The sequence below is a fragment of the Mucilaginibacter pocheonensis genome, from assembly GCF_031456535.1.
In the GTDB taxonomy this organism is placed as follows: Bacteria; Bacteroidota; Bacteroidia; order Sphingobacteriales; family Sphingobacteriaceae; genus Mucilaginibacter; species Mucilaginibacter pocheonensis.
Map to the genome: position 1 here is coordinate 839,996 of NZ_JAVDUU010000001.1, position 22,771 is coordinate 862,766.

A 22,771-nucleotide genomic window follows, 5' to 3' on the forward strand; every position below is an offset into this window, starting at 1 on the left:
TGATGCAAGCCCTAACGCCCGCCGATCTATTGCAGCTTTGGGAGACAGGCAGTGAGCAAACACTGATTGAAAGATCGCTTTTGCTATTAGCTAAAGCATTACCCGAACAAACACTATCCTCGCTGGCAATGCTAAGCATTGGCGAACGCGACGAAATGTTGCTATCCCTGCGCGAATATCTTTTTGGTACAAAACTAAAAAACACAGCTGTCTGCCCAAAATGTGCCGATATTGTAGAATGGGAAAGCAGTAGTCGTGATATGCATCTGCAGCCCGTGCCGCCGTTATCGGCAAACAGTGTATTAGAGTTTGTTAGGGAGGATCTTAGTATCAAATACAGGCTTCCAAACAGCACAGATCTGTTAAGAGTTACTCGTAACGCCAATTTTTATATTGCTGATCCTAACAAATTGCTTACGGATTGTATAATTGATATTCAGCATAATAACCAGCAGGTGCAAGTAAAGAATTTGGATGCCGAAACCTTGCAGGCACTTGAAGTACAAATAAGTAATGATGACCCGCAGGCAGATATTGGAATGATGCTGAACTGCCCGGCATGTTCAAATGAGTGGGAGGCTAAGTTTGATATTTTAAGTTACTTATGGACAGAGATAGATGTTTGGGCAACACATCTTTTGCACGAGATCTATCTGTTGGCATCTGCTTTTGGATGGGCCGAAAAGGATATCTTAAATATGAGCCCGCAACGGCGCACAATGTATGTTAAACTTATACAAGTATGAGTTCTTTTATCAGCAGCCTTATTAACCGCCATACACTCAAGAGTGAAGTTGTAAAGCCAAGATTGCTGACCATGTTCGAGTCGGAAATCAGAGATACAGGCATGCCTGATGTAACCGAAAGTACCACTGATGTATTCGATGCTAACCCAGCACAGGGTAAGCCTACTTCGAAAAATGCAGCCGTAAGCGATTTGAAAGGTGGCGATATACCTGATGCACCCTTTAACACTATACCGAAACCTGCCACGCAATTAAAGAATGTTGATAAAGACCCAGAAGCGGTTGAGGCTGCAAAACCAAACTCTTTTGTGAAATTTAAACCGGTAGAAGAACTTAGGCCATCCAAACCTGTAAACGATTTTGATGAAAAGCCTAAGGTAACTGATCCGCATTTTCCTGTTGAAAACAACGGGAAACCTAACACGGATAAATCACACATGATAGCTAATGAGCCTATAAATCACTTAAATACTTTTTCTAATCCAAAAGAGGGGAATGTATTTGCCAAATCACAGCCGTCAACCTTAAAAAAAGCAATTGATGAGCCTATTCTGCAGAAACCGATCTTAAAGACTGATACTTATTCTAAGTCTGCATATTTTACAAAAAACCTCCCTTTAAAAGAAACGCTGCATGCTGAGGTAAAAAAGCCTTCTATTAAAGTTACAATAGGGCAAATTGATGTAAAGGCAATTCCGGATATCCAACCTGCCCGTACTAAAAGTAGAACCACAGAAGCACCCCGCATGACGCTGGATGATTATCTGAAAATGAGAAATTCAAACTAAATGAGCACAGCGCTGGCCATTGCTTCCGTAACACATGTTTTAAAAGATCTGTTGAACAACGGGGTTATTGATAGGGACATAACAGGCGTTGTTGGAGGTAACGTAGTAGTAACTGCCCTGGCACCTGATAAGATAGACACCAGTACAAACGAGCATACCCAGCTTAACCTGTTTATGTACCAGGTTTCGCCCAATGTAGGGTGGACTTCGCAGGAGCTGCCATCAAGAAACAGTAGTGGCGACCTGATAAGCAACCCGCCACTGGCGCTGGATCTTTATTACCTATTATCAGCTTACGGCACGGTAGAACTACATACCGAGATCTTGTTGGGATATGGCATGCAGCTATTTCATGAAAATCCTATACTAAGCAAAAGCGCTATTAAAAACTCGCTTTCGCCACCGTTGAATGTTACAGGGAATGATCTTCCTGCTAATTTAAAGGCACTATCAACCTCCGAGCTCGACCAGCAAACCGAGCTGATAAAAATTACACCGCAGGCATTAACGGTTGACGAGTTATCAAAACTGTGGACGGCCTTTCAGGCTAAATACAGGCCTACTGCCGCTTATAAAATAACGGTGGTACTTATTGAAAGTAAAAGATCGTTCAAGGCATCATTGCCGGTTAAAGACAGAAATATATATGTGCTGCCATTTAAGCACGCAACTATCTATAAACTACTATCGCAAAAAACAGATGTTGATGCAGCTGTTGAAGGGCAAAAAATACTCCCGGGCTATAACCTGGTGTTGCAGGGCGCATCGTTGTACGCGGATAATCTTACTGTTAAAGTAGACGAGTTTAACATTACGCCCGATAGTGCGAAAGTTACCGATTCGCTTATAACAGTGAAATTGCCAGCCGAACTTAAAGCGGGTGTACATGCGGCACAGGTAATGAACACTATAAACATGGGGACGCCAGAAATGCCGCACAAAGGGTTTACATCCAATTCGTTGGCATTTATACTTAGTCCGCAAATAGTGAGTGTAACAGCAAATAACATTACGGGTGCCGGCAATGCACCAAGGGCTGCAGATATTGTATTGAACATTGAACCTGCTTTGGATGAAACGCAGAAAGTCATTTTAATGCTGAATGAGATCCCTGCAGATCTGTCAAAAGATGCCGCTTTCTATAGCTTTTTAGACCCTGTACTTACAATAGCTTCGCCATTTGTTCCCATTAAAAAAATAACATTCAAAGTAAAGGGAGTAAAAGCCGGGAAATACCTGGTACGGTTACAGATAGATGGTGCAGAAAGCCCGTTAACGGTTAATGGAGCGGGGGTTTATGATACGCCTAATATTGTACTGCCATGAGCACGCAAATTTATGCCGATTGGACCGAAGCAAACCAACGCTACCTTGCAGCCTTATTGAGCGAAATAAAAGCGGAAATGAAGCCGCACATGCAGCAGCAACAGGAAAACGACGGCTTGTATAACGAGTGGGTAGCCGCAAAGAAGTTTACCTTAGATATTAGAGCGTCGTTACCAAGCCCTGCGGCTATTGATGAACTTTGCAGAGTGCTTAACCTGTCCATTTTTGAAAGGAAGATCATATTGTTATGCGCAGGTGTCGAACTTGATGAGGAGTTGAGCCAAATGGTTTTCGCGTTTACGCAAACATCAGTCCTGCCAACATTCAGGCTGGCCTTGCATACGCTTACAGATGCCCATTGGAGCGCGTTGTCCCCGGTATCACCATTACGTTATTGGCGATTGATAGAGTTAACATCCGGGGAGTTAATGGCCGGTAGCCCGTTGAAAATTGATGAGCAGGTGCTGCATTATCTAACAGGTGTAAATTACATGGACGAGCGGTTAACAGAATTGCTTGAATCTGTTGAGAACGATGATGAGCTTGTGCCCTCGCAGCAAACCCTGGCAAACCAGGTTACAGATGCATGGTCTCAAACAAACAATCTTGTCAGGTTAATACAATTGGTTGGTGCAGATAATTCAGATAAAAGAGCGATTGCCAAAACGGCGGCGGCAAAAGTTGGCTATCAGTTATACACGGTAAATGCAGGTTATCTGCCTTCGGGGAAAAATCTTAGCGAATTTATCCGCCTTTGGAACCGCGAATCGGCATTAAACAATTTCGCTTTGTTCATTGATTGTTTAGAAAGCGATCTAACAGATAAAAGCACCCTGCAGTCGGTAACAAATGTTGCAGAAAATATCAATGGACTTACCTTTATAAGTACAACAAATACATCGCTTGATTTAAAAAGGGAGCAGGTGGTGCTGAATGTTAATAAGCCTACCATTAAAGAACAGTTGATGCTATGGCAAATGTATTTGAAGCCCGAATTAAAATACACCGGGCAAGACCTTAACCGGTTGGTATCGCAGTTTAATATGAGTACCAAAACTATTCGTATGACTGCTTTAGAGGCTAACCATCAATCGCAGAATGGCAACCCCACAAAAAATGGAAAAAGCATTTGGAGTATGTGCTGTGCCGAAACCCGACCGCAACTAAACGAGCTGGCAGAAAGGGTTATCCCGGTTGCCAGGTGGGACGATCTGGTTATCCCTCAACAGCAAAAGGAAATATTAAAAGAGATAGCTATACATGTGCAGCACCGCATAACGGTTTATGATGACTGGGGCTTTGCTGCCAAAAGCGCGAGAGGCTTGGGTATAAGCGTACTTTTTTATGGTGAAAGCGGTACCGGTAAAACAATGGCTTCAGAGGTGCTCGCAAATGAATTACAGCTCGATCTGTACCGAATTGACCTAAGCCAGGTAGTTAATAAATATATAGGCGAAACAGAAAAAAACCTGAAGAAAATATTTGATGCCGCAGAAGATGGCGGTTCTATATTGCTGTTTGATGAAGCGGATGCTTTGTTTGGCCGCAGGAGCGAAGTAAAAGATAGTCATGACCGCTACGGAAATATCGAAGTCAGTTATCTGCTGCAGCGAATGGAATCGTACCGTGGTCTGGCCATTTTAACTACGAATATGAAAGGCGCCCTCGATAATGCATTTCTGCGCCGCCTGCGTTTTGTAGTTCAGTTCCCATTCCCTGATACCGCCCAGCGGAGTGAGATATGGAAGCGAGCCTTCCCAAAACAAACCCCGACAAAGGATCTGGATATGGAAAAACTTGCCCGGCTAAATGTAGCCGGTGGAAACATAAAAAATATTGCCATGAATGCATCTTTCATAGCAGCCAATGATGGCCAGCCGGTGCAAATGGCCCACATATCGCGCGCAGCAAGAAGCGAGTATACCAAGCTTGAAAAAATGCTGAGCAGCTCAGAAATTAACTACTGGTGATAAAACAAGATCAGGATATAGAGTTGGCTATTGATAAAATAGTGCTCCACGGTTTCTCACCCAAACAATCAAAAGGGTTAAAAGAGGCTGTTGAGTTTGAATTAAGCCGTATGATAAAAGAGCGTGGGTTACCTTCAGAAATAAGATCGGGTGGCAGCTTTGAGCAATTACCCGGCGGTAACTTTAACGCGCAAGCAGGGTCAAGCCTTAAAACGCTTGCCTCGGCCATATCAAATCACGTTTACAACGGGTTTAGCGAACCTAAAAGCCCAAAAAGGAATAAATTATGACATCATTCACCGGTTCGCCTTATCTGATAAAGGGAGGTATCGTATTGGTAGATCCGCAAACGTCGGCAATACAGAAGGTAATAGCCCTGCAATACAACCCTGATACACTAACCCGTACAATGCAGGTTCATGGTACAGGAGGCGAGGGTAACAGCCGTTCGGAGGCCTTGCGCCTTACCGGCCCCCCTACAGAAAATATAAAGCTCGAAGCAGAGATAGATGGAACAGACCAGTTGGAAGCTGCCGATAAGCTAACATCAAAAGTTGGTATCCAACCACAGCTGGCAGCGCTCGAAATGATGATCTATCCAACAAGCGGGCATCTTATAGCTAACAACAATATGGCAAAGGTTGGTACAATAGAAATTGCACCAATGGAGTCGTCACTTGCACTGTTCATCTGGAATGCCAATCGTATTATCCCGGTCCGTATAACTGAGTTTAGTATTACCGAAGAGGCTTTCGATGTAAACCTTAATCCGATTAGAGCCAAGGTGAGCCTTGGTATGCGTGTGTTAAATGTTGATGACCTTGGGTTTAACAACAAGGGCGGTAACCTGTATATGAGCTATCAGCAAAATAAAGAAAGCCTTGCTGCAATGTTCATTTCGGGGTCGTTAAGCAAACTGGGTATAAAAGCAATAGTATGAGTACATCAATACAATCTTTACTGCAGCAAAGTGGCTTAAAAACCAATACATTCTCATCTGCGAGCAGGTATTATAGTATTGATACCACCACAATAAAAGATGTGAATGGTAACAGTATTACTTATCTGCGCAGGAGGTTTTTACCTCAGCCTGATCAGTTTTTTAAATTGCAGGAACATACTGTTCTACAGGGCGAACGCCTTGATCAGGTTACCGTTGAATACCTGGGCGACCCCGAACGTTACTGGCAAATTTGTGATGCTAATAATGCCATGCGCCCAGAAGAATTGATAGAGGAGCCGGGCAGCAAAATAAAGATAACATTACCTGAGGGTATCCCCGGAAACAGCAATGCTTAAAGGAATATATCTTACCCTGTTAATTGGCCCGGGTGTACCCATCCCGGCTCCACAGATATTGGTAGATGCACTTAGTAATATCCAGGTTACAAATAGTAAAGACCGCAGCGGTTTTCAGATAAGTTTTTTAACCGGTAAAAATTCGAGCATTGTTACTACGATGTTGCCGGCCGGTTTTTTTGATCCCATTACCACAAGGGTAATTTTAATAGCCACGCTTAACGGCATACCCAATGTAATAATGGATGGGCTGGTTACCAATCATCAATTGGGCCCATCAAATGAACCAGGTAAATCAACATTGACCATTACCGGCGAAGATCTCAGTTTAGCTATGGACATTATTGATATGATAATTCCATACCCGGCCATGCCCGAGGTGGCAATAATAAACCTGATACTGGCAAAGTATGCATTTTTAGGCGTAGTGCCACTGGTTATACCGCCCATTATATCGCTGATACAATCGCCAACAGAAACCTGGCGCACCCAACCAAAAATGACCGACAGGGCGTATATTAAACAGTTGGCAAGTAAATGCGGGTATTTGTTTTTTGTTGAGGCCGGTCCATTCCCCGGGCAAAGTATAGCTTATTTTGGTCCGGATGTAAATGCGCCCGTTCCGCAACCAGCATTAACGGTAAATATGGATGGCGCCACTAATGTTGAAAGCATAAGCTTTTCGCTTGATGGCCTGGCCAAAAAGGTACGGATCTATACCATTATGGATCCTATCACTAAAAAGATTCCTATACCTATACCGGTGCCTAATATTAACCTGTTTAAACCGCCAATGGGTGCAAGGCCAACACCGCCATCAAAAATTGAGTTTGCTACTGATGTTGCACAGGCAGATGCAACAGAAGCAGCCCAGGGCATACTTGGGTTTTTATTAAACAATTCCGCAGCGGTAAGCGGTAGCGGCTCGATTGATGTTTTGCGGTATCAATATATACTTAGGTCAAGGATGATGGTAGGCGTAAGAGGGGCGGGGATAACTTATGATGGTATGTACTTTGTTGATAGTGTAACACATAATATTAAACCTGGCGAGTATAAACAAAGCTTTACCCTATCTCGCGATGGGGTAATATCAAACACACCTTTTGTATTAACATGAGTACAGGCGGCCCTTATTATGGAAAATTCCGTGGAACAGTAATAAACAACCTTGATCCGGACATGCGCGGGCGGCTGCTGCTATCCGTCCCCGATGTGCTGGATCTGATACCAAGCTCTTGGGCTGAACCCTGCGTTCCGCTTGCCGGCCCAACCGGCCCTCCAATGGGGGTTTACATGGTACCACCTATTGGAGCAGGTGTTTGGGTTGAATTTGAGCATGGAAGTGCCGACAGGCCTATTTGGGTGGGCTGCCGATGGGGGCTGGCTTCAGATGTGCCGCCCTTATCAAAAGCTGGGTTACCTGTATCTCCCAATATTGTGATGCAAACAGTAGGGCAAAACTCGTTCGTGATAAGTGATTTGCCAGGGCCTACCGGTGGTATAATGCTTAAAAGCGCTACCGGGTGCAGCCTAATAGTAAATGATACGGGAATTTATATTCAAAACGGGAAAGGGGCCAGCATCACTATGGTAGGCCCAACTATAACAGTCAATAATGGAGCTTTAACAATTATATAAATCTGATTATGCCTGGATTTTTACTTCATATGGGGGCAACAGTGCAATGTGCGCACGGCGGCCAGGCCCAGCCAACTGTTACCAGTACAAGGGTTATGGTTAGTGGCCAGCCAATTGTTACCCAGGCAGCACCATATACAATAGCCGGTTGTCCATTTAATGTTTCGGGGTCACCAGTACCATGTGTTACAGCGCAATGGGTAACGGGGGCTGTTCGCGTAACATCGGATGGGTTGCCGGTTTTGCTTTTAGATAGCCAGGCAGTTTGCGTGCCCAATGGTACCCCTGCACTCATTGTATCTACACAAACAAAAGTTACCGGCACCTAATAAAATGGACTTAAAATTCCCCTATCAGTTTAATAATCTCGGACAAACTGCCGAAACCAGCTACGAAGAACATATACGTACGCTGATAGAGCAGGTGCTTTTTACAAGCCCGGGCGAGCGCGTTAACCGTCCCGATTTTGGGAGCGGCCTGTTAAAGCTTGTGTTTGAACCCAATAGTACCGAAATGGCCGCAACAACGCAGTTTTTGGTACAAGGGTCATTACAACAATGGCTTGGGCATTTGATAGAAATAAACGCTGTACAGGTAAATACAATTGATTCGGTTTTAGAGGTGGTTGTAAGCTATACCATCCGTAGTACACAACAAAATTTCACCGTGCAATTTTCAAGTTAATTACAAATGCAATACCACTGCTGTAGCGAAATAAGAAGGAACGCGGTTAAAGCCCATGCCACTTTAAATGGCATCGACTTTTTAGAAGTTCTGGATAACCCTGCTGATGCTAACCAGGACAGGCAAACTACGCTGTTTATTCACTTTTTGAAACCAGTATTGCCGCTCACGCTTACAAAAGCAAACTTTAAGATAGAAGGTGGTGAACGGATAAAGGGTATAAAGGTTATTGAAGTTAAAGCAGTCGCGGTCACATCCCCCTTAGTTTCCGATCCGCGGGTTTTACAGATCAAAGTAAATAAATCGGGCGATTTTTCAACTTATAAGCTTCGCCTGATCAAAGATGAAGACCATCTGCAGCCGCCTGTGAATTTTGATCTGATACTTTCAGAGGTTGATTTTTCATTTAAGGTGCTTTGCCCGAGTGATTTTGATTGCCAGCAGGATACCTCATGTGAAAAACTCCCTGCGCCAATACCTGATATAAATTACCTGGCGAAAGATTATTCGAGTTTCAGGCAGTTAATGCTCGACAGGATGTCACTGTTAGCCCCGGGCTGGACAGAGCGTAACCCTGCCGACCCCGGTGTTGCTGTAATTGAACTGCTGGCCTATGTTGGCGATTATCTGAGCTATCAACAGGATGCCATCGCGACAGAAGCTTACCTGAACACTTCCCGCAAACGAGTTTCAGTGAAAAGGCATGCACGGTTGGTAGATTATTTTATAAACGATGGCTGCAACGCACGTGTCTGGGTACAAATAAGCGTAACTGATGACTTGAACGGTTATAATTATAAGGCTGGTAATGAGAATAATAAAACAAAATTTATAGCCCACATACCCGAATTACCTGCAGTTATACCAATAAATAGCACGCAGTTTGAGCAGGCGGTTTACGAGGGAGCGCAGGTATTTGAACTATTGCATGATACTGTTTTTTACAGTAAACACAATTCCATCAACTTTTATACCTGGGGCGAAGAAGAATGCTGTTTACCAAAAGGAACAACCTCCGCAACTTTGGCAGGTAGTTACCCCAACCTTAAGGTGGGGGATATATTGATACTGGCAGAAGTGCTTGGCTCAAAAACAGGCGCCTCCGGCGATGCCGACGCTAAACACAGGCATCCTGTAAGGTTAACGGCGGTAACTCCATCTCAGGACCCCTTGTTTAATGGCGGGCAGCCGGTTACCGAGATCAGTTGGAATACGCTCGACGCTTTACCTTTCTCGCTGTGTATTTCATCAAGGGTAAACAGCGATTATATACCCAATGTAAGCGTAGCACTTGGCAACATAGTTTTGGCAGATCATGGCCTCACTTATAAAGACGGACAGGAAAGTTCGCTTTATCCGCAAAGAGCGCCACTGGCCCGGGTTGCCACTACCAGTGAGCAAACGGACCATTGTAAACCCAAGGATACCGACTTGATATTACCACGTTACCGCCCCCGGTTAAAGCAAGGGCCATTAACCTTTGCCATTGAATACGATAACGGAGATATAACAACTCCTGCTACTTTGGTAACAGGGAAATTGAACGGATTTATTAAACCGGAAATTGTGCTTAGTGAATTTGAAGACCCGGATGCGCCGATAATTACCGGCCAATGGTTCCCGCAACGTGATCTGTTGGAAAGTAATTCGCAAATTAAAGAATTTGTAGTTGAGATGGAATCTGACGGTGCAGCCTATATACGGTTTGGCGATGGTATATTAGGTGCAAGGCCAAAAGCGGGTTCTAAGTTTACAGCAACATATCGCATAGGTAACGGTACAAACGGTAACATAGGGGGCGATGTGCTTGCCCATATTGCTACAAATGATAATGCTATCCTGAATAATAAAGCAGCCATATTAAAAATTACCAATCTTTTGCCTGCCACCGGCGGTACCGACCCCGAAAGTATGGAGGAAGTAAGGCTTAAGGCGCCTAAAACCTTCAGGGTGCAGGAAAGGGCGGTATTACCTGCCGATTATGAAGAAATGGCAAAACGCAGCATGCCCGATATTCAGCGCGCTGCAGCAACATCCCGGTGGACAGGCAGCTGGCATACCAACTTTATATCGGTTGACCGTATGGGAGGATATGATGTTGACCAGCAATATGAAACCGATTTGCGAAGCGGACTTGAAAAATACAGAATGGCCGGTGTTGACCTGGAGGTGAATGGCCCGGTATATGTTTCATTAGATATTGAAATAAACGTTTGTATACAAGATACCTATTTCGCATCCGACGTAAAAGCAGAGCTGCTGAAAGCCTTCAGTAACCGGATCTTGCCTAACGGGCAGAAAGGTATTTTTCACCCGGATAATTTCACATTTGGGCAAACTGTTTACCTGAGCAATATATATGCGACAGCACAGGAAATACCGGGCGTAGCATCGGTAAATGTTATTAAATTTCAACGCCAGGGCCAGCCGTTAACGGATGCCATTGATAGTGGCAAACTTTTCATTAACCGGCTCGAAATAGCACGAGTGGACAACAATCCTAATTTCCCGGAAAGGGGTGTATTTAACCTGATAATAAACGGAGGTAGAAGATGAGCGATACCTGCAATTGCTGTTCCGGCACATCGCCAGAAACACCGCTTACGGTTTATAACCGGCCCGGATTAAATGCCATTGCTTATCGTGCGGGTGTGCATGACGATTTTAAGAAAAGTCTGCTTGCTGCATTAACACTTTCGAGGCAGCCTGCCCTGCGTGACCTATCTACCAGAAATGATAGTGATTTTACTATAGCCTTGCTCGATTCATGGTCGGTTGTTTCAGATGTGCTTACCTTTTATCAAGAGCGCATTGCAAACGAATCCTATTTAAAAACGGCAACTGAGCGCCTATCCGTATTTGAACTTGCCCGTTTAATTGATTACGAGCTGCGGCCGGGTGTTGCTGCAAATACCTATTTGTCTTTTAAACTGGACGATCTGCCGGGCGCTTTAACCGCGGGCGTTATAACCGGTAATTCAGGGGTAGACCTGCCCCCCGTGTTAATTGAAAGCGGTACAAAGGTGCAAAGCGTACCCGGGCCTAATGAAACAGCCCAAACTTTTGAAACCATTGAAGAGATATATGCCCGCGCCGAATGGAATGCTTTAAAGCCCAGGCAAACACAAAAACAAAGCCCGGATAGAGATACAAATAGAATAGTTTTTAAAGGGCTAAGCAATGACCTTAAAGTAGGCGATATTTTATACATCAAGAATTCTAAAAAACCGGGGTTACGCAAAGTATTGAGTATTTATTTAGATATCAATACCCAAACTACGTGGGCCAATCTGAATACTACATCTGCTATGCCGCCATATGAGCAGCCGGAGCCGGTTGTAGATGGTTCAATAACTGATTTTCCGGATAAATTGACACTTGACGAAAATATTATCGAAAACATTATAAACAGTACCTGGAATAGAGAAGATCTGTCTGCCCTGCTCAAAACGCAGGGATGGCCAACAACCGATTTTTTGCTTGGCGTAAAAAAGATAACTGAAAGCAAAGCCGAGGAAAATGATGTTAGTGTATACGTATTTCGTAAACGGGTTTCGGTTTTCGGATACAATGCCCTAAAGCAAGTGGTGTATGATGGTACTCTTCCAAAAAAACCAGTTGAATGGAAAGAATGGCCTATTGACGCTGAGCAGCAGAACAGGATATTTTTAGATAACGCTTATGATGGCATATTGCCAAACAGCTTTATAGCGGTGCAGAAACCCGACGAGGCAATTGAAAATTTACAGGCATACCAGGTGAGCGAGGTTTATCAACGGTCCAGAACAGCTTATGGGTTAAGTTCTAAAACTACACTGGTGAAATTTCCATGGGACATAAACTGGTACGACCCTAATACCACAGGAGATATTGAGCCATTGCGCAACCTGGCTGTACATGCACAAAGCGAAAAGCTTGAGCTGGCCCAAACCCAGATAGACGAAGTTGTTACCGGCGATAAGCTAGAACTGCAAACCCTTGATATGAAACTGGCCATTGGCCAAACAATTTTACTTACAGGCAAGCGTGCCGATATACCTGGGATAACATCAACGGAGTTGCTGATCATCAAAAATATAATTATAGAAAACGGGCTTACGTTCCTTGTTTTTGAGCAATCTCTAAAAAATGAGTACTTGCGCAGCACCGTATATATAAATGCCAATGTAGCTTACGCAACAAATGGCGAAACAGTTAAAGAGGTGCTGGGCAGTGGTGATACATCTAAAGCTTTCCAAAAATTCACTTTAAAGCAAGCCCCGTTAACTTACATCAATGCTGATACCGCATCGGGTGCTAAATCAACCCTCGAAATAAGGGTAAATGATATTCTTTGGTTAAAAACAGACTCGTTTATTGGTTGCGCATCTACTGATAAAGTATACATTACCCAACTAAATGATGATGCTACAACAACCATTATATTTGGCGATGGTATAAACGGCTCTCGTTTACCAAGAGGACAAAATAACGTTAAGGCAACATACAGGAAAGGGATAGGTCTTGGCGGCTTGGTAAAAGCTAATCAGCTTTCGCAGTTAATTACCCGGCCTTTAGGGGTTAAAGAGGTTACCAATATGCTGGCACCAAGTGGTGCTGCCGATGCTGAGCAAATTGATGATGCGAAAGCCAATGCTACTTTAACCATACATACACTTGGCCGGATAGTATCCCTGCAGGATTATGAAGATTTTTCCCGCGCATTTTCCGGTATTGATAAAGCGTTGGCCACATGGGCATGGTTTGGGCAAAAAAGAGGTGTGAGCATCACTGTAGCCGGTTCAAATGGCCAGTTGGTGAGTGATAATCTTGTCAGTAGCTTAACAAATACCTTATTAAAATTAGGCGATGCTAATGTGCCTATTGCCGTAAGGTCGTACAAACCGGTTTTCTTCAGGCTCGAAGCAAAAGTTCAGATAGAGCCGGCATACATCGCCCAAAATGTATTAAATGCTGTTGATGCCTGCTTAAGGGACAGGTTCTCGTTTAAACAAAGGCAATTAGGGCAGCTGGTTTCGCAAAGCGAAGTAATTGCTGCTATGCAAAAGGTTGAGGGCGTTGTAGCTATTGACCTTGATAATTTATATAGAACAGAGAATAGCCTGGTTTTAAATAACCTACTTAAATCGGCCAGGCCCGAGCAAGGCGATGATGAAATTGTCCCTGCCGAGCTGCTCACCATTGATCCACGACCTATTCAATTAACACAAATGTTATGAGTTTTGATGTAAACAGGTTGTACCAACTTTTACCTGCCTTTTATAGAGTACGGGATACAAAATTTGGTGCCAAAATACTTACCGCAGATGACAAGGCAAGTATTGCGCAGTTAACACTGGAACTTAGTGGCATTATAAACCAGGACAGCCTTGAGGCCGACGACCTTCGCAGTTTGCTTGACGAAAAGCAGAGAGGGCCGTTAAAAGCGTTGCTTAGTATAATTGCCGACCAGATAGCCGTATTGGAAGATAATTTTGAACAACTTTATGATGATCAATTTATTGAAACCTGCGCAGAATGGGTTGTGCCTTATATTGGAGACCTTGTGGCTGCCCGTGGTTTATATGTTTACCCCGACGCCGATTTTAGTCAGCGGTCGCAGGTGGCTAATACGCTTTCATATCGCAGACGCAAAGGTACAGCCGCCGTTTTAGAACAATTAGCCCGGGATGTAACCGGATGGAATGCAAGCATTGTGGAATATTTTCAATTGCTTGCCACCACACAATACCTAAACCATTTACGCCCCGAAAATTTATCGGTGGCCAGTATCCGCGCATGGGATACGCATGAGAAAATTAATAAACCGTTTGATAAAACTGCGCATACCGCCGATGTAAGAAATATTACCAGCAAAAGGGGCAAATACAATATCCAGAACATAGGTGTTTGGTTGTGGCGAATAAATAGTTACGCGCATACCAAATCACCAGCTTATAAAATTGATAGTACCCGTTATAAGTTTAACAGACTGGGGCTTGATGTACCATTATACAATAGCCCGCAAACAGATGCTATAATTACTCATCTGGCCAATGAAAGTAATGTTGCTATGCCCATTGGGCGTAACATGCTAACCGACCTTGATGCCTTTTATGGCGATGGAAACGAAAGTATATTGGTTTATAAAAATGACACGGCTGTTTTACCCGGAGACGGCGTACCACCTGCTTTGGCAGATATTGTTAAAGTTTGTAACCTAAGTGACCTGCTTGATCCTGGTGGTAATGTGATAGGCTGGGCCAATACCCCTGTGGATAAAATTACTATCGATCCGGTTTTGGGTCGGTTGGCTTTCCCGGTAGCTAATGTGCCCACCAAGGTAGAAGTAAATTACTTTTCGGGTTTTAGCACTGCAATGGGAGGTGGTGAATACAGCCGGGGTAAAACCTTTGATGCGGAACTGAAAAACATTATAAAAGTACCATCCGAACAACCAACTATCCAGGCTGCCCTTACTGCTTTGACGTTAACAGGCGGCGTTGTTGAAGTACACAGTAACGCTTACTTTTTTGAAACACCGGTAGTTAAAATAGCTGCCGAGAAAAAAATAGAACTGCGGGCTGCCGATGGATTTAACCCGTTATTGGTACTGAGTGGAGATATTTCTATAGAAGGGGGGGGTGAGGCCATCTTCTCTGTAAATGGTATAACGTTTAGTGGCGGGGCCTTAAAAATTCCGCTTAAAAAAGCAGATGCAAGCGCTAATAAGCTGCATTCTTTAGTGATAGAGCATTGCACCATTGCACCCGGACCTGTCCCGGCAATTGGTGCAAGGGCATCAAAAGCCGCTGTACCGGCACTGATAATTGAGCTGCCGGATACGGTAATAAATGTTAAGTCATCTATTACCGGGTCTATCCGTTCTATTGATGGCGCGGATATAACACTGGAAAATAGCATTGCTGATGCTGCTGATCCAATAGGAGTTGTTTACAGCGGGCTGGCAGGATCAGGTTTCGGAGCGGCACTAAGTTTAATAAATGCAACAGTAACGGGTAAGGTTTATGCAATAGTTATAAACGCATCAAACTCCATATTCAATTCGGAGTTATTACCCGTAGATACTTGGGCAAGCCCGGTTATTGCTGAACGTCTGCAGCAAGGGTGTATCCGTTTCTCATACGTACCGCAGGGTTCAAAATTGTCGCGTTTGTACCATTGTCAGCCAGAAAAGGCCGAGTTTGCCGCTACAGTAAAGCCGGTATTTACCAGCGAGAAATACGGCGAGGCAGGCTATTGTCAATTAAGTAAATATTGTGCCCAACAAATAAAGCAAGGCGCTGATGACGGGGCAGAAATAGGTGTATTCCATAATTTGTATCAGCCGCAGCGAGAACAAAACCTTAGGGCCCGCTTAGATGAATATCTGCGTTTTGGGCTTGAGGCCGGGATATTATATGCATCATAAACCAATCTAAATCAGGAGGAATAACAATGCCAGGAGACTATTCTCGTAAAATCTTCAATAAGAAAAAGCATTACAGGGGAGTCCTGATGCAACAGGGGCGTGTACAGCTTGATTCTGACTGGAATGAGCAGCTTGACATAGAACAGTACCGCACGCATACCGATGCTATTGATGTGATAGGTACCTCGGGTGTACCTAAAAAAAATAACGGCTTTAATATAAGTATTGCTGCCAGTGGTACCGATATTGAAATTGCCCCGGGCAGGATATACGTGGAAGGCTTACTTTGTGAGCTGGAAGACAATGCACCCGAAGTAACTACCTATCTTAAGCAACCGTACTACCCCAATCCGGATACCTCATTTTTTATAAACAGCCCGTTAAGTAGTCCGATAGCATCTCCGGCAAGCCCTGTAGAAGGTATTAATTCTTTAAATCTGCCTAATGGGGCTTATATAATTTATTTGGATGCCTGGCAGCGGGAAATAAACCATCTGGATGACCCGCTGATACATGAAGTTGCTCTTGGCGAGGCCGATACAACTACCCGCCTGCAAAGCGTGTGGCAGGTAAAATATTTGAAGGTAGGGGTGACAGAAGATGCAGATGTTTCCTGCAAAACACCGTTTGAAGAGTGGTTAGCATTAACAGCACCGGTTACAGGCAAGCTAAATGTACAAACCAACAGAACATCTCCCGATGCAAACCCTTGTTTGTTGCCGCCAAGCTCGGGCTATCGCAGGTTAGAAAATCAGTTATATCGTGTCGAGGTGCAAAATGTTGACACCGCAGGTAATGTCACCTTTAAATGGTCACGTGATAATGCATCCGTAGAAAGTACCATTGATGATATTTCGGGAAGTTCTATAATCGTATCTTCGATAGGTAAGGATGCCATGCTTGGTTTTGCCATTGGGGATTGGATAGAAATTATTGATGATGAATCCACTCTTAAGGGTAAACCAAACCCTTTGATGCAAATAACCGACCTGGTACCATCTACACGTAAAATAACATTTGCAACATCGGTTGAATCCTATCGTTTTCGCACAAATAAAAAACTGCACCGGTGGGATCAATCAGGGCCTTCAGCATCAGCTAATGGAGTTGCGACTACCAATAATTGGATAGACCTTGAAGACGGTATACAGGTAAAATTTACTGGTGGTATCTATAAAGCAGGTAATTACTGGCTTATACCCGCCAGAACAGCTACCGGCGAGGTAGAATGGCCTCCGTATCAAATACCGAACCTAAACCCGGTTGAACAGCTGCCAATTGGCATCCACCATAAATATAGCAGGCTTGCCCTGCTGACCATAAATGGCAGCGCATCTGTTTTAGAGGATTGCCGTCACCTATTCCCATCGTTAACAGATATAAGCGCCGAGGATGTTAGCTTTAACAATAATAACTGCAACCTGGGCGATGCTGATAATGTACAGGAAGCGTTAGACCTGTTATGTGCTGCCAATGATTTGCGTCTGCATCATAAATTAATGCATGGGTACGGCGTTGTATGTGGCCTTAAGGTAAGCTGCGGGTTTAACAGGCAGCAGGTAAATATAAGTGGTGGTTATGCTATTGATTGCGAGGGGAATATTGTCCAAACCAAAAATAGTATTGCTTACGATCTGGTTGAGCAGGCCGCTGCAGCTAATCTTTTAGATGCCACCGGCAGCGGAACAGTGTGTTTATCTATATCGGCAAAAGGCGCAGAAGCACCGGTAATAGCGCTGGAAGCATATATACAAAAGAGTTTTTGGGAAGAGGTTTTAGAAAACTCGTTACTCAAAGATTTTTTTGACGATTATATACTCAACGTTATCACTTTCGCTAAAAAACAACTATCCTTCTCGTTAACAGAACAAGTACCTGTACCTGTAGAACAGCGTAGGCTTACCGCCATGATCAACTTATTTGCCCAGCTAATAAACTCGGCAAGTGGGTCTTACGCGTACATATCGGGACAAAAGGGTAAAAGGGATATCACTAAAAATTGCGGTGCCACCACCGATGAGAAAGTTTATGAAGACCAACTGATATGGTGTTTTTTTAACGAGCTAAGAGAATTGTTGTCCAGTTCAACTTTCTGCGCCATGTATGATCAGGATAACCAATTTCCGGATTATCCACTTGATGCCGGTTTAGATACTGTTTTTGGCACTCCGCTTAAGTTTTACAATAAAATAAAGCTCGACCCAAGCGGTAGCCTTGCCTACACCTGCGGCTTTGGTAATAGTATAACCGTATATGACCTGAAAACTAATGAAGTAGCACAGATACTTACTTTCCCCTCTACCACCAATGTGGTAGTTTCAGATATCGCCATCTCGGCAGATGGCAAATCGCTTTATGCCATTGGAGTAATTGATAATAACGATTCTTACTTCGCAATTGCTTCTATAGATGCAGCAGGCAAACATACATGGACCAGCACATCGCCAAAATGCGGTAGAAAGTTTGTAACGTTGGCCATAAGGCCTAACACCAACCAGATATATGCCGTATCAGTTAATGAAGGTTTATACGAGCTAACTAATATAGGCACAGCAGCCTTTGCTAGTACCCCCGTACGAGAGGGCTTCCACCCAACCGGTTTGCTTACCTTTTCTGATGATGGTGTGTTTGCATTTGCGGCAGCCAGCACCAGCGGGGGCACGGCGTTTAGTCGAGTAAACATCTTTAATATCAGTGTACCTGGAGTTGTTGTTAACGATTCGTTCTTCACTTTTACCGGTGAAAATGGGGATAATGATATATTATTTTTTAACAAAAAGATATACATTACCGGTACTAATGCCGCAGGCGCGGATGTACTGGGCGGTTTTGACCAAAATACCGGTGCACTGATCAGTCCATTGGTTTTAGAAGCCAGTTCGATTTTCCGGTTGGCGCTTTTACCGATAGCTAATTCTTTTGATCTGCTTATTACACTCGCAGATAAGTTTAAAGTGATAAGAGTATCATTAGATAACCCGGCTACTGGTGCTGGGCTGCAGCTTTACCCACAGTTCCGGATACCGGTGCAATTGTTCCCAATGGGTATTGTAGTGAATAATTTTAATAAAAAAGGTTATGTGCTTAATACTTTAGTGAACACTTTAACCGTATTTGATATACAGGCTACGTTTGCTGCACAAGTGCCAAATTATACAACCGAACCCCCTTTAGATCTTGCCTATTATCGTGATGATATACTTGCAGCTTATAAAGATATCTTTAAACACCTGATAGAGTACTTGAAAGACGGGTTCTGCGAAGAGTTCCTTATTGATTGCCCGCAATGTACCGAAGCCAATAAGGTTTACCTGGGAAGCGTAGAAATACGTAACAGGCAGGTATATCACATATGCAATTTTAGTAAACGTAAGTATGTGAAATCGTTCCCGTCTGTGGAGTATTGGATGTCAACTGTCCCTATACTACCAGTGTTAAAACAAGCCTTTATTAAATTCTGTTGTACAGTTGTATAAAATAGGATGTGTTTAATTATAATAAACTGTAATTATGAGTTCACTAAATATTACCGGGCAGGTTTTAGATGCCCAAACCAATACCGGTGTAACAGGTGTTACTATTGAGGTATGGGATAAATCACTGAGGTTCCAACGCGCCATGACCACCTTGAAAACGGATGACCACGGACGGTTTAGCACAGTGCTTGATCTGGGGCAGTTGGGTATTGAAAGCCCTCCTGCACTTATGTTTAAAGTGTTCAAAGAAGGTAAGCCCTTCACCAGTACAGATAATTCGGTTACCTGGAACACACAAAGCGAAGACGATGTAACTATCTATATCCGGCAGGAAGTGCGTACCGAACGACCGGTGGGTAAAGATCGCGTTAATGCAACACAGGTTTTAAGAGGTGCAAACTTTGTACAGCAGTCAGATTTTAAGGGGGTTTATAATCAAACCAAAGAACAAGCCTCCATGCCCTTTGGTTTTCTTACTGATATGCTATCCAATGCGTTTAAAAATGCAGACATAGCCCCTGTTAAGGTTAAACCAACAACAAGTACCGCCGGTGTTTTTGGGCAGGATGTTGCCGCCGCCACAACTAATTTGCAGGCTCAGCAGGTTGAGGTAAAAGAGGTATTACCTTATAACCCTACACTCAATTCAGATTCGTTTAAAATTCTTACCTCAGCGCCAATAAAGGTTGCGGCCGGGCAAAAAGTGAACCTATACCAGGAAAACGGAAAGGTTAAGTATTACACCATTGTGAAAGATACCGCACAAACTCCGTCAACCCAGGTGCCTTCAACGGGAGCACCACAAGTAAACGTGGTAACGCAGGAACAATTTGTAAAACTTAACGATGAACTAGCTGTAACAAAGCAAGAAGCTGCGGCAAAAGATGCGATGATAAACCAACTAAAAGTACAGATGGAAGCGCTGCAAAAAGATCATCTGGAAATGAAAAACATCATTACATCTGATTCATTTACAAAACTTATAAAAACACAAGGTATAACTGCAACACCAAACGTAACCGAAACACCAAACATAACTGAAACACCAAACATAAAGGGAACACCAAGCATAACGGGAAACCCAAATATAACCGGGTTGCAAAATCCCGACGAAGGAGGAATAAAATAAATATCATAATAAGATCTAAACATGGTAACCGAGAAAAACATCCCTTTGGTTTCCTGTATAATGCCCACTTATAACCGACGCGAATTTGTACCTCATGCTATTCAATACTTTTTGCGGCAAGACTACCCGAACAAGGAACTAATTATAATTGACGACGGTACAGATAAGATAAAAGATCTTGTACCCGATGCCGATAATATCTTTTACTACCAGCTTGATGAAAAGATAACCCTTGGTGCCAAGCTGAACATGGCTTGCGAATATTCGAAGGGAAATATTCTGATTAACTGGGATGATGATGACTGGTACGCCCCGCATCGCATTATTTATCAGGTAAATGCGCTTAACAATTATGCTGTTGATGTATGTGGTATAAACAGGTTGTTGTATTATGATATACGTAACCATGCGGCATATACTTATACCTATCCGTTAAATCAAAGGGTTTGGCTTTTAGGTAGCTCGTTATGTTATACGCGAGAGTTGTGGAACAAAAATAAATTTGCGGACATCGACGTTGGGATGGACGCTTATTTTGTTTGGGGCACAAGCGAAGATAAGATCACCGCACTGCCCGATAGCAGTATTGCTGTCCACTTGATACACGACAGTAACGTTAGCCCCAAACAAACGGACGGGCCATGGTGGCATAGCTCATCGGTAGATGAGATCAAAAATATAATGAATCATGATTTTGACCGGTATCATCATAACGGGCATTCAATAACACATCCTACCCAGCATCATAATATTAACATTACCGAATACGTTAACGGAACGGTAAAGCCACTTAAAAATATTTATGCCTGTTGTGTACACGAAAAAGAAGATTGTGTAATAGACCTTGTAAAAAATCTTCACTACCATGACCCCGACTCTGTTATATTGCTTTATAACGGAGGAGAAAACAAGCAACTGTTTTCAAGCGGATTTCCGTACGAAAAATATGGGGCTGTTACCTGTCCTAACTCAAGGGTAATAAAGTATGGCTACCTGCACAGTTTTGCGCTGGATTGCATGGAGTTCTGCTTGAAGAACTTTTCGTTCGATATTATAACCATAGTAGATTCTGACCAACTTTGCCTGCGGCCGAACCACAGCTGGCAAATAGCAAAATTTCTGCATCCTTTAAAAAATGTGGGTGTCCTGTCCAACCTGCCTAAACGCATCACACAACATGATATTCATATTTACACTTCTATACAAGCCTTTAAAGAATACGATCTGTGGAAACCACTTTTAAATCAGTTTAAAGATGGCGAAAGCAAATTCTTGCACTGGTCGTTCTGGCCGTCAACGGTTTTTACAGTCGATGCGGTAAAAGAGCTGGTAAAGATATTCAGACACAACAACCAGCTCCGGCAGATCATGCAAAAATCGGAGATATGGGCTACTGAAGAGGTGATACTGCCAACCTTAACAGCCTTGCTTGGTTTTAAGATAGAAGCAAATCCTAATAGCTATGATTTTGTACAATACAAAAAAGATTACTCCGCAGCCGAAATAATTGAAGCTTTTAACAGGCCGGATGCGTACTGGATCCATCCTGTTGTACGCGAGTATAATGATCCTATTCGCACACAAATAAGGCAGCAGTTTAACAATTACAATAAAAACATTTGCGAAAATAAACCCACAAACCATATGTTGTCTACACTGGAGTTATTTAAAAAAGTTAAAGATATAATGGGTTGGCTGGAAGAGGCCGAAGCAGATCTGCTATTGTCAGCAACCCTTAAAGCATGTATCGAGCTGCCACAGCCGCATTCAATTGTAGAGGTGGGGAGTTTCCAGGGGAAATCTACTGTGCTTTTTGGCAGTGTTGTAAAAGCTTATTTCCCGTCGGCTAAGGTTTACGCCATTGACCCGCATGAAGGGGTTGTTGGCGATGCCGATCAGGTAATAGAAGAGCTTGCGCCAACGCTTGAGTCATTCACAAAAAATATTGAGCAACAAGGCCTTACTACCCAGGTTGAATTAATAAAAGATTACTCTTTTAATGTTATATGGGATAAGCCAATATCGCTATTGTTTATTGATGGGATGCATGATTATATGAACGTTTCGCGCGACTTTAAACATTTTGCAAAGTGGGTAAGTCCCGGCGGTTATATAGCATTTCACGATTATGCAGATTACTTCCCAGGGGTGATGAGCTTTGTCAACGAGACACTTTCAACCGGCGATTACATAGAGATGGATAAAGCTGAAAGCCTGATTGTTGTAAAAAAGCTATAATTAGTAATCCCCATAATGGCAGATCGCGCATTACTCGAAAAACAAAAGGACACTGCAACGGCA

General features: G+C 43.3%; 17 protein-coding genes. All 17 read left to right on the forward strand.

Features of this window, described 5'->3' with window-relative positions; genetic code table 11:
- The first annotated feature begins 2 nt into the window (after positions 1–2).
- Genes J2W55_RS03520 through J2W55_RS03600 form a run of 17 tightly spaced genes read left to right on the forward strand, consistent with a single transcriptional unit; the run spans position 3 to position 22,708 of the window.
- Positions 3–746, forward strand: coding sequence for a T4 family baseplate hub assembly chaperone (locus J2W55_RS03520; protein WP_310092037.1), 744 nt, complete (start codon positions 3–5; stop codon positions 744–746).
- A complete protein-coding gene (locus J2W55_RS03525) occupies positions 743–1,534 on the forward strand; it encodes a hypothetical protein (protein WP_310092038.1) in 792 nt (263 codons plus the stop codon). Before J2W55_RS03520 ends, J2W55_RS03525 begins: the two co-directional genes overlap by 4 nt.
- On the forward strand, positions 1,535–2,860 hold the full coding sequence (locus J2W55_RS03530; RefSeq protein WP_310092040.1) for a Pvc16 family protein: 1,326 nt from the start codon (positions 1,535–1,537) through the stop codon (positions 2,858–2,860).
- Positions 2,857–4,830 carry an ATP-binding protein gene (locus J2W55_RS03535; RefSeq protein WP_310092042.1) on the forward strand — a complete coding sequence of 658 codons (1,974 nt, stop codon included), beginning with the start codon at positions 2,857–2,859 and terminating at the stop codon, positions 4,828–4,830. The genes J2W55_RS03530 and J2W55_RS03535 overlap by 4 nt, the downstream gene beginning before the upstream one ends.
- On the forward strand, positions 4,827–5,120 hold the full coding sequence (locus J2W55_RS03540; protein ID WP_310092044.1) for a hypothetical protein: 294 nt from the start codon (positions 4,827–4,829) through the stop codon (positions 5,118–5,120). Before J2W55_RS03535 ends, J2W55_RS03540 begins: the two co-directional genes overlap by 4 nt.
- Positions 5,117–5,770, forward strand: coding sequence for a hypothetical protein (locus tag J2W55_RS03545; protein WP_310092046.1), 654 nt, complete (start codon positions 5,117–5,119; stop codon positions 5,768–5,770). Before J2W55_RS03540 ends, J2W55_RS03545 begins: the two co-directional genes overlap by 4 nt.
- Positions 5,767–6,129, forward strand: coding sequence for a LysM peptidoglycan-binding domain-containing protein (locus J2W55_RS03550; RefSeq protein WP_310092049.1), 363 nt, complete (start codon positions 5,767–5,769; stop codon positions 6,127–6,129). The genes J2W55_RS03545 and J2W55_RS03550 overlap by 4 nt, the downstream gene beginning before the upstream one ends.
- Positions 6,122–7,249 carry a hypothetical protein gene (locus J2W55_RS03555; RefSeq protein ID WP_310092051.1) on the forward strand — a complete coding sequence of 376 codons (1,128 nt, stop codon included), beginning with the start codon at positions 6,122–6,124 and terminating at the stop codon, positions 7,247–7,249. Before J2W55_RS03550 ends, J2W55_RS03555 begins: the two co-directional genes overlap by 8 nt.
- Complete coding sequence (locus tag J2W55_RS03560; RefSeq protein WP_310092054.1) at positions 7,246–7,770, forward strand: phage baseplate assembly protein V; 525 nt, start codon at positions 7,246–7,248, stop codon at positions 7,768–7,770. The genes J2W55_RS03555 and J2W55_RS03560 overlap by 4 nt, the downstream gene beginning before the upstream one ends.
- Before the next feature lie 8 nt (positions 7,771–7,778).
- Positions 7,779–8,099, forward strand: a complete 321-nt coding sequence (locus tag J2W55_RS03565) for a hypothetical protein (protein ID WP_310092055.1) — start codon at positions 7,779–7,781, stop codon at positions 8,097–8,099.
- A gap of 4 nt (positions 8,100–8,103) precedes the next feature.
- A complete protein-coding gene (locus J2W55_RS03570; RefSeq protein ID WP_310092057.1) occupies positions 8,104–8,454 on the forward strand; it encodes a GPW/gp25 family protein in 351 nt (116 codons plus the stop codon).
- A 6-nt stretch (positions 8,455–8,460) separates the two neighbouring features.
- A complete protein-coding gene (locus tag J2W55_RS03575) occupies positions 8,461–11,010 on the forward strand; it encodes a putative baseplate assembly protein (protein WP_310092059.1) in 2,550 nt (849 codons plus the stop codon).
- Complete coding sequence (locus J2W55_RS03580; protein WP_310092061.1) at positions 11,007–13,673, forward strand: putative baseplate assembly protein; 2,667 nt, start codon at positions 11,007–11,009, stop codon at positions 13,671–13,673. Before J2W55_RS03575 ends, J2W55_RS03580 begins: the two co-directional genes overlap by 4 nt.
- On the forward strand, positions 13,670–15,865 hold the full coding sequence (locus tag J2W55_RS03585; protein WP_310092063.1) for a hypothetical protein: 2,196 nt from the start codon (positions 13,670–13,672) through the stop codon (positions 15,863–15,865). The genes J2W55_RS03580 and J2W55_RS03585 overlap by 4 nt, the downstream gene beginning before the upstream one ends.
- A 26-nt stretch (positions 15,866–15,891) precedes the next feature.
- Complete coding sequence (locus tag J2W55_RS03590) at positions 15,892–19,341, forward strand: DUF6519 domain-containing protein (RefSeq protein WP_310092067.1); 3,450 nt, start codon at positions 15,892–15,894, stop codon at positions 19,339–19,341.
- A 34-nt stretch (positions 19,342–19,375) separates the two neighbouring features.
- Positions 19,376–20,470, forward strand: coding sequence for a hypothetical protein (locus tag J2W55_RS03595; RefSeq protein ID WP_310092068.1), 1,095 nt, complete (start codon positions 19,376–19,378; stop codon positions 20,468–20,470).
- A 21-nt stretch (positions 20,471–20,491) separates the two neighbouring features.
- On the forward strand, positions 20,492–22,708 hold the full coding sequence (locus J2W55_RS03600; RefSeq protein ID WP_310092069.1) for a glycosyltransferase: 2,217 nt from the start codon (positions 20,492–20,494) through the stop codon (positions 22,706–22,708).
- Positions 22,709–22,771 lie beyond the last annotated feature (63 nt).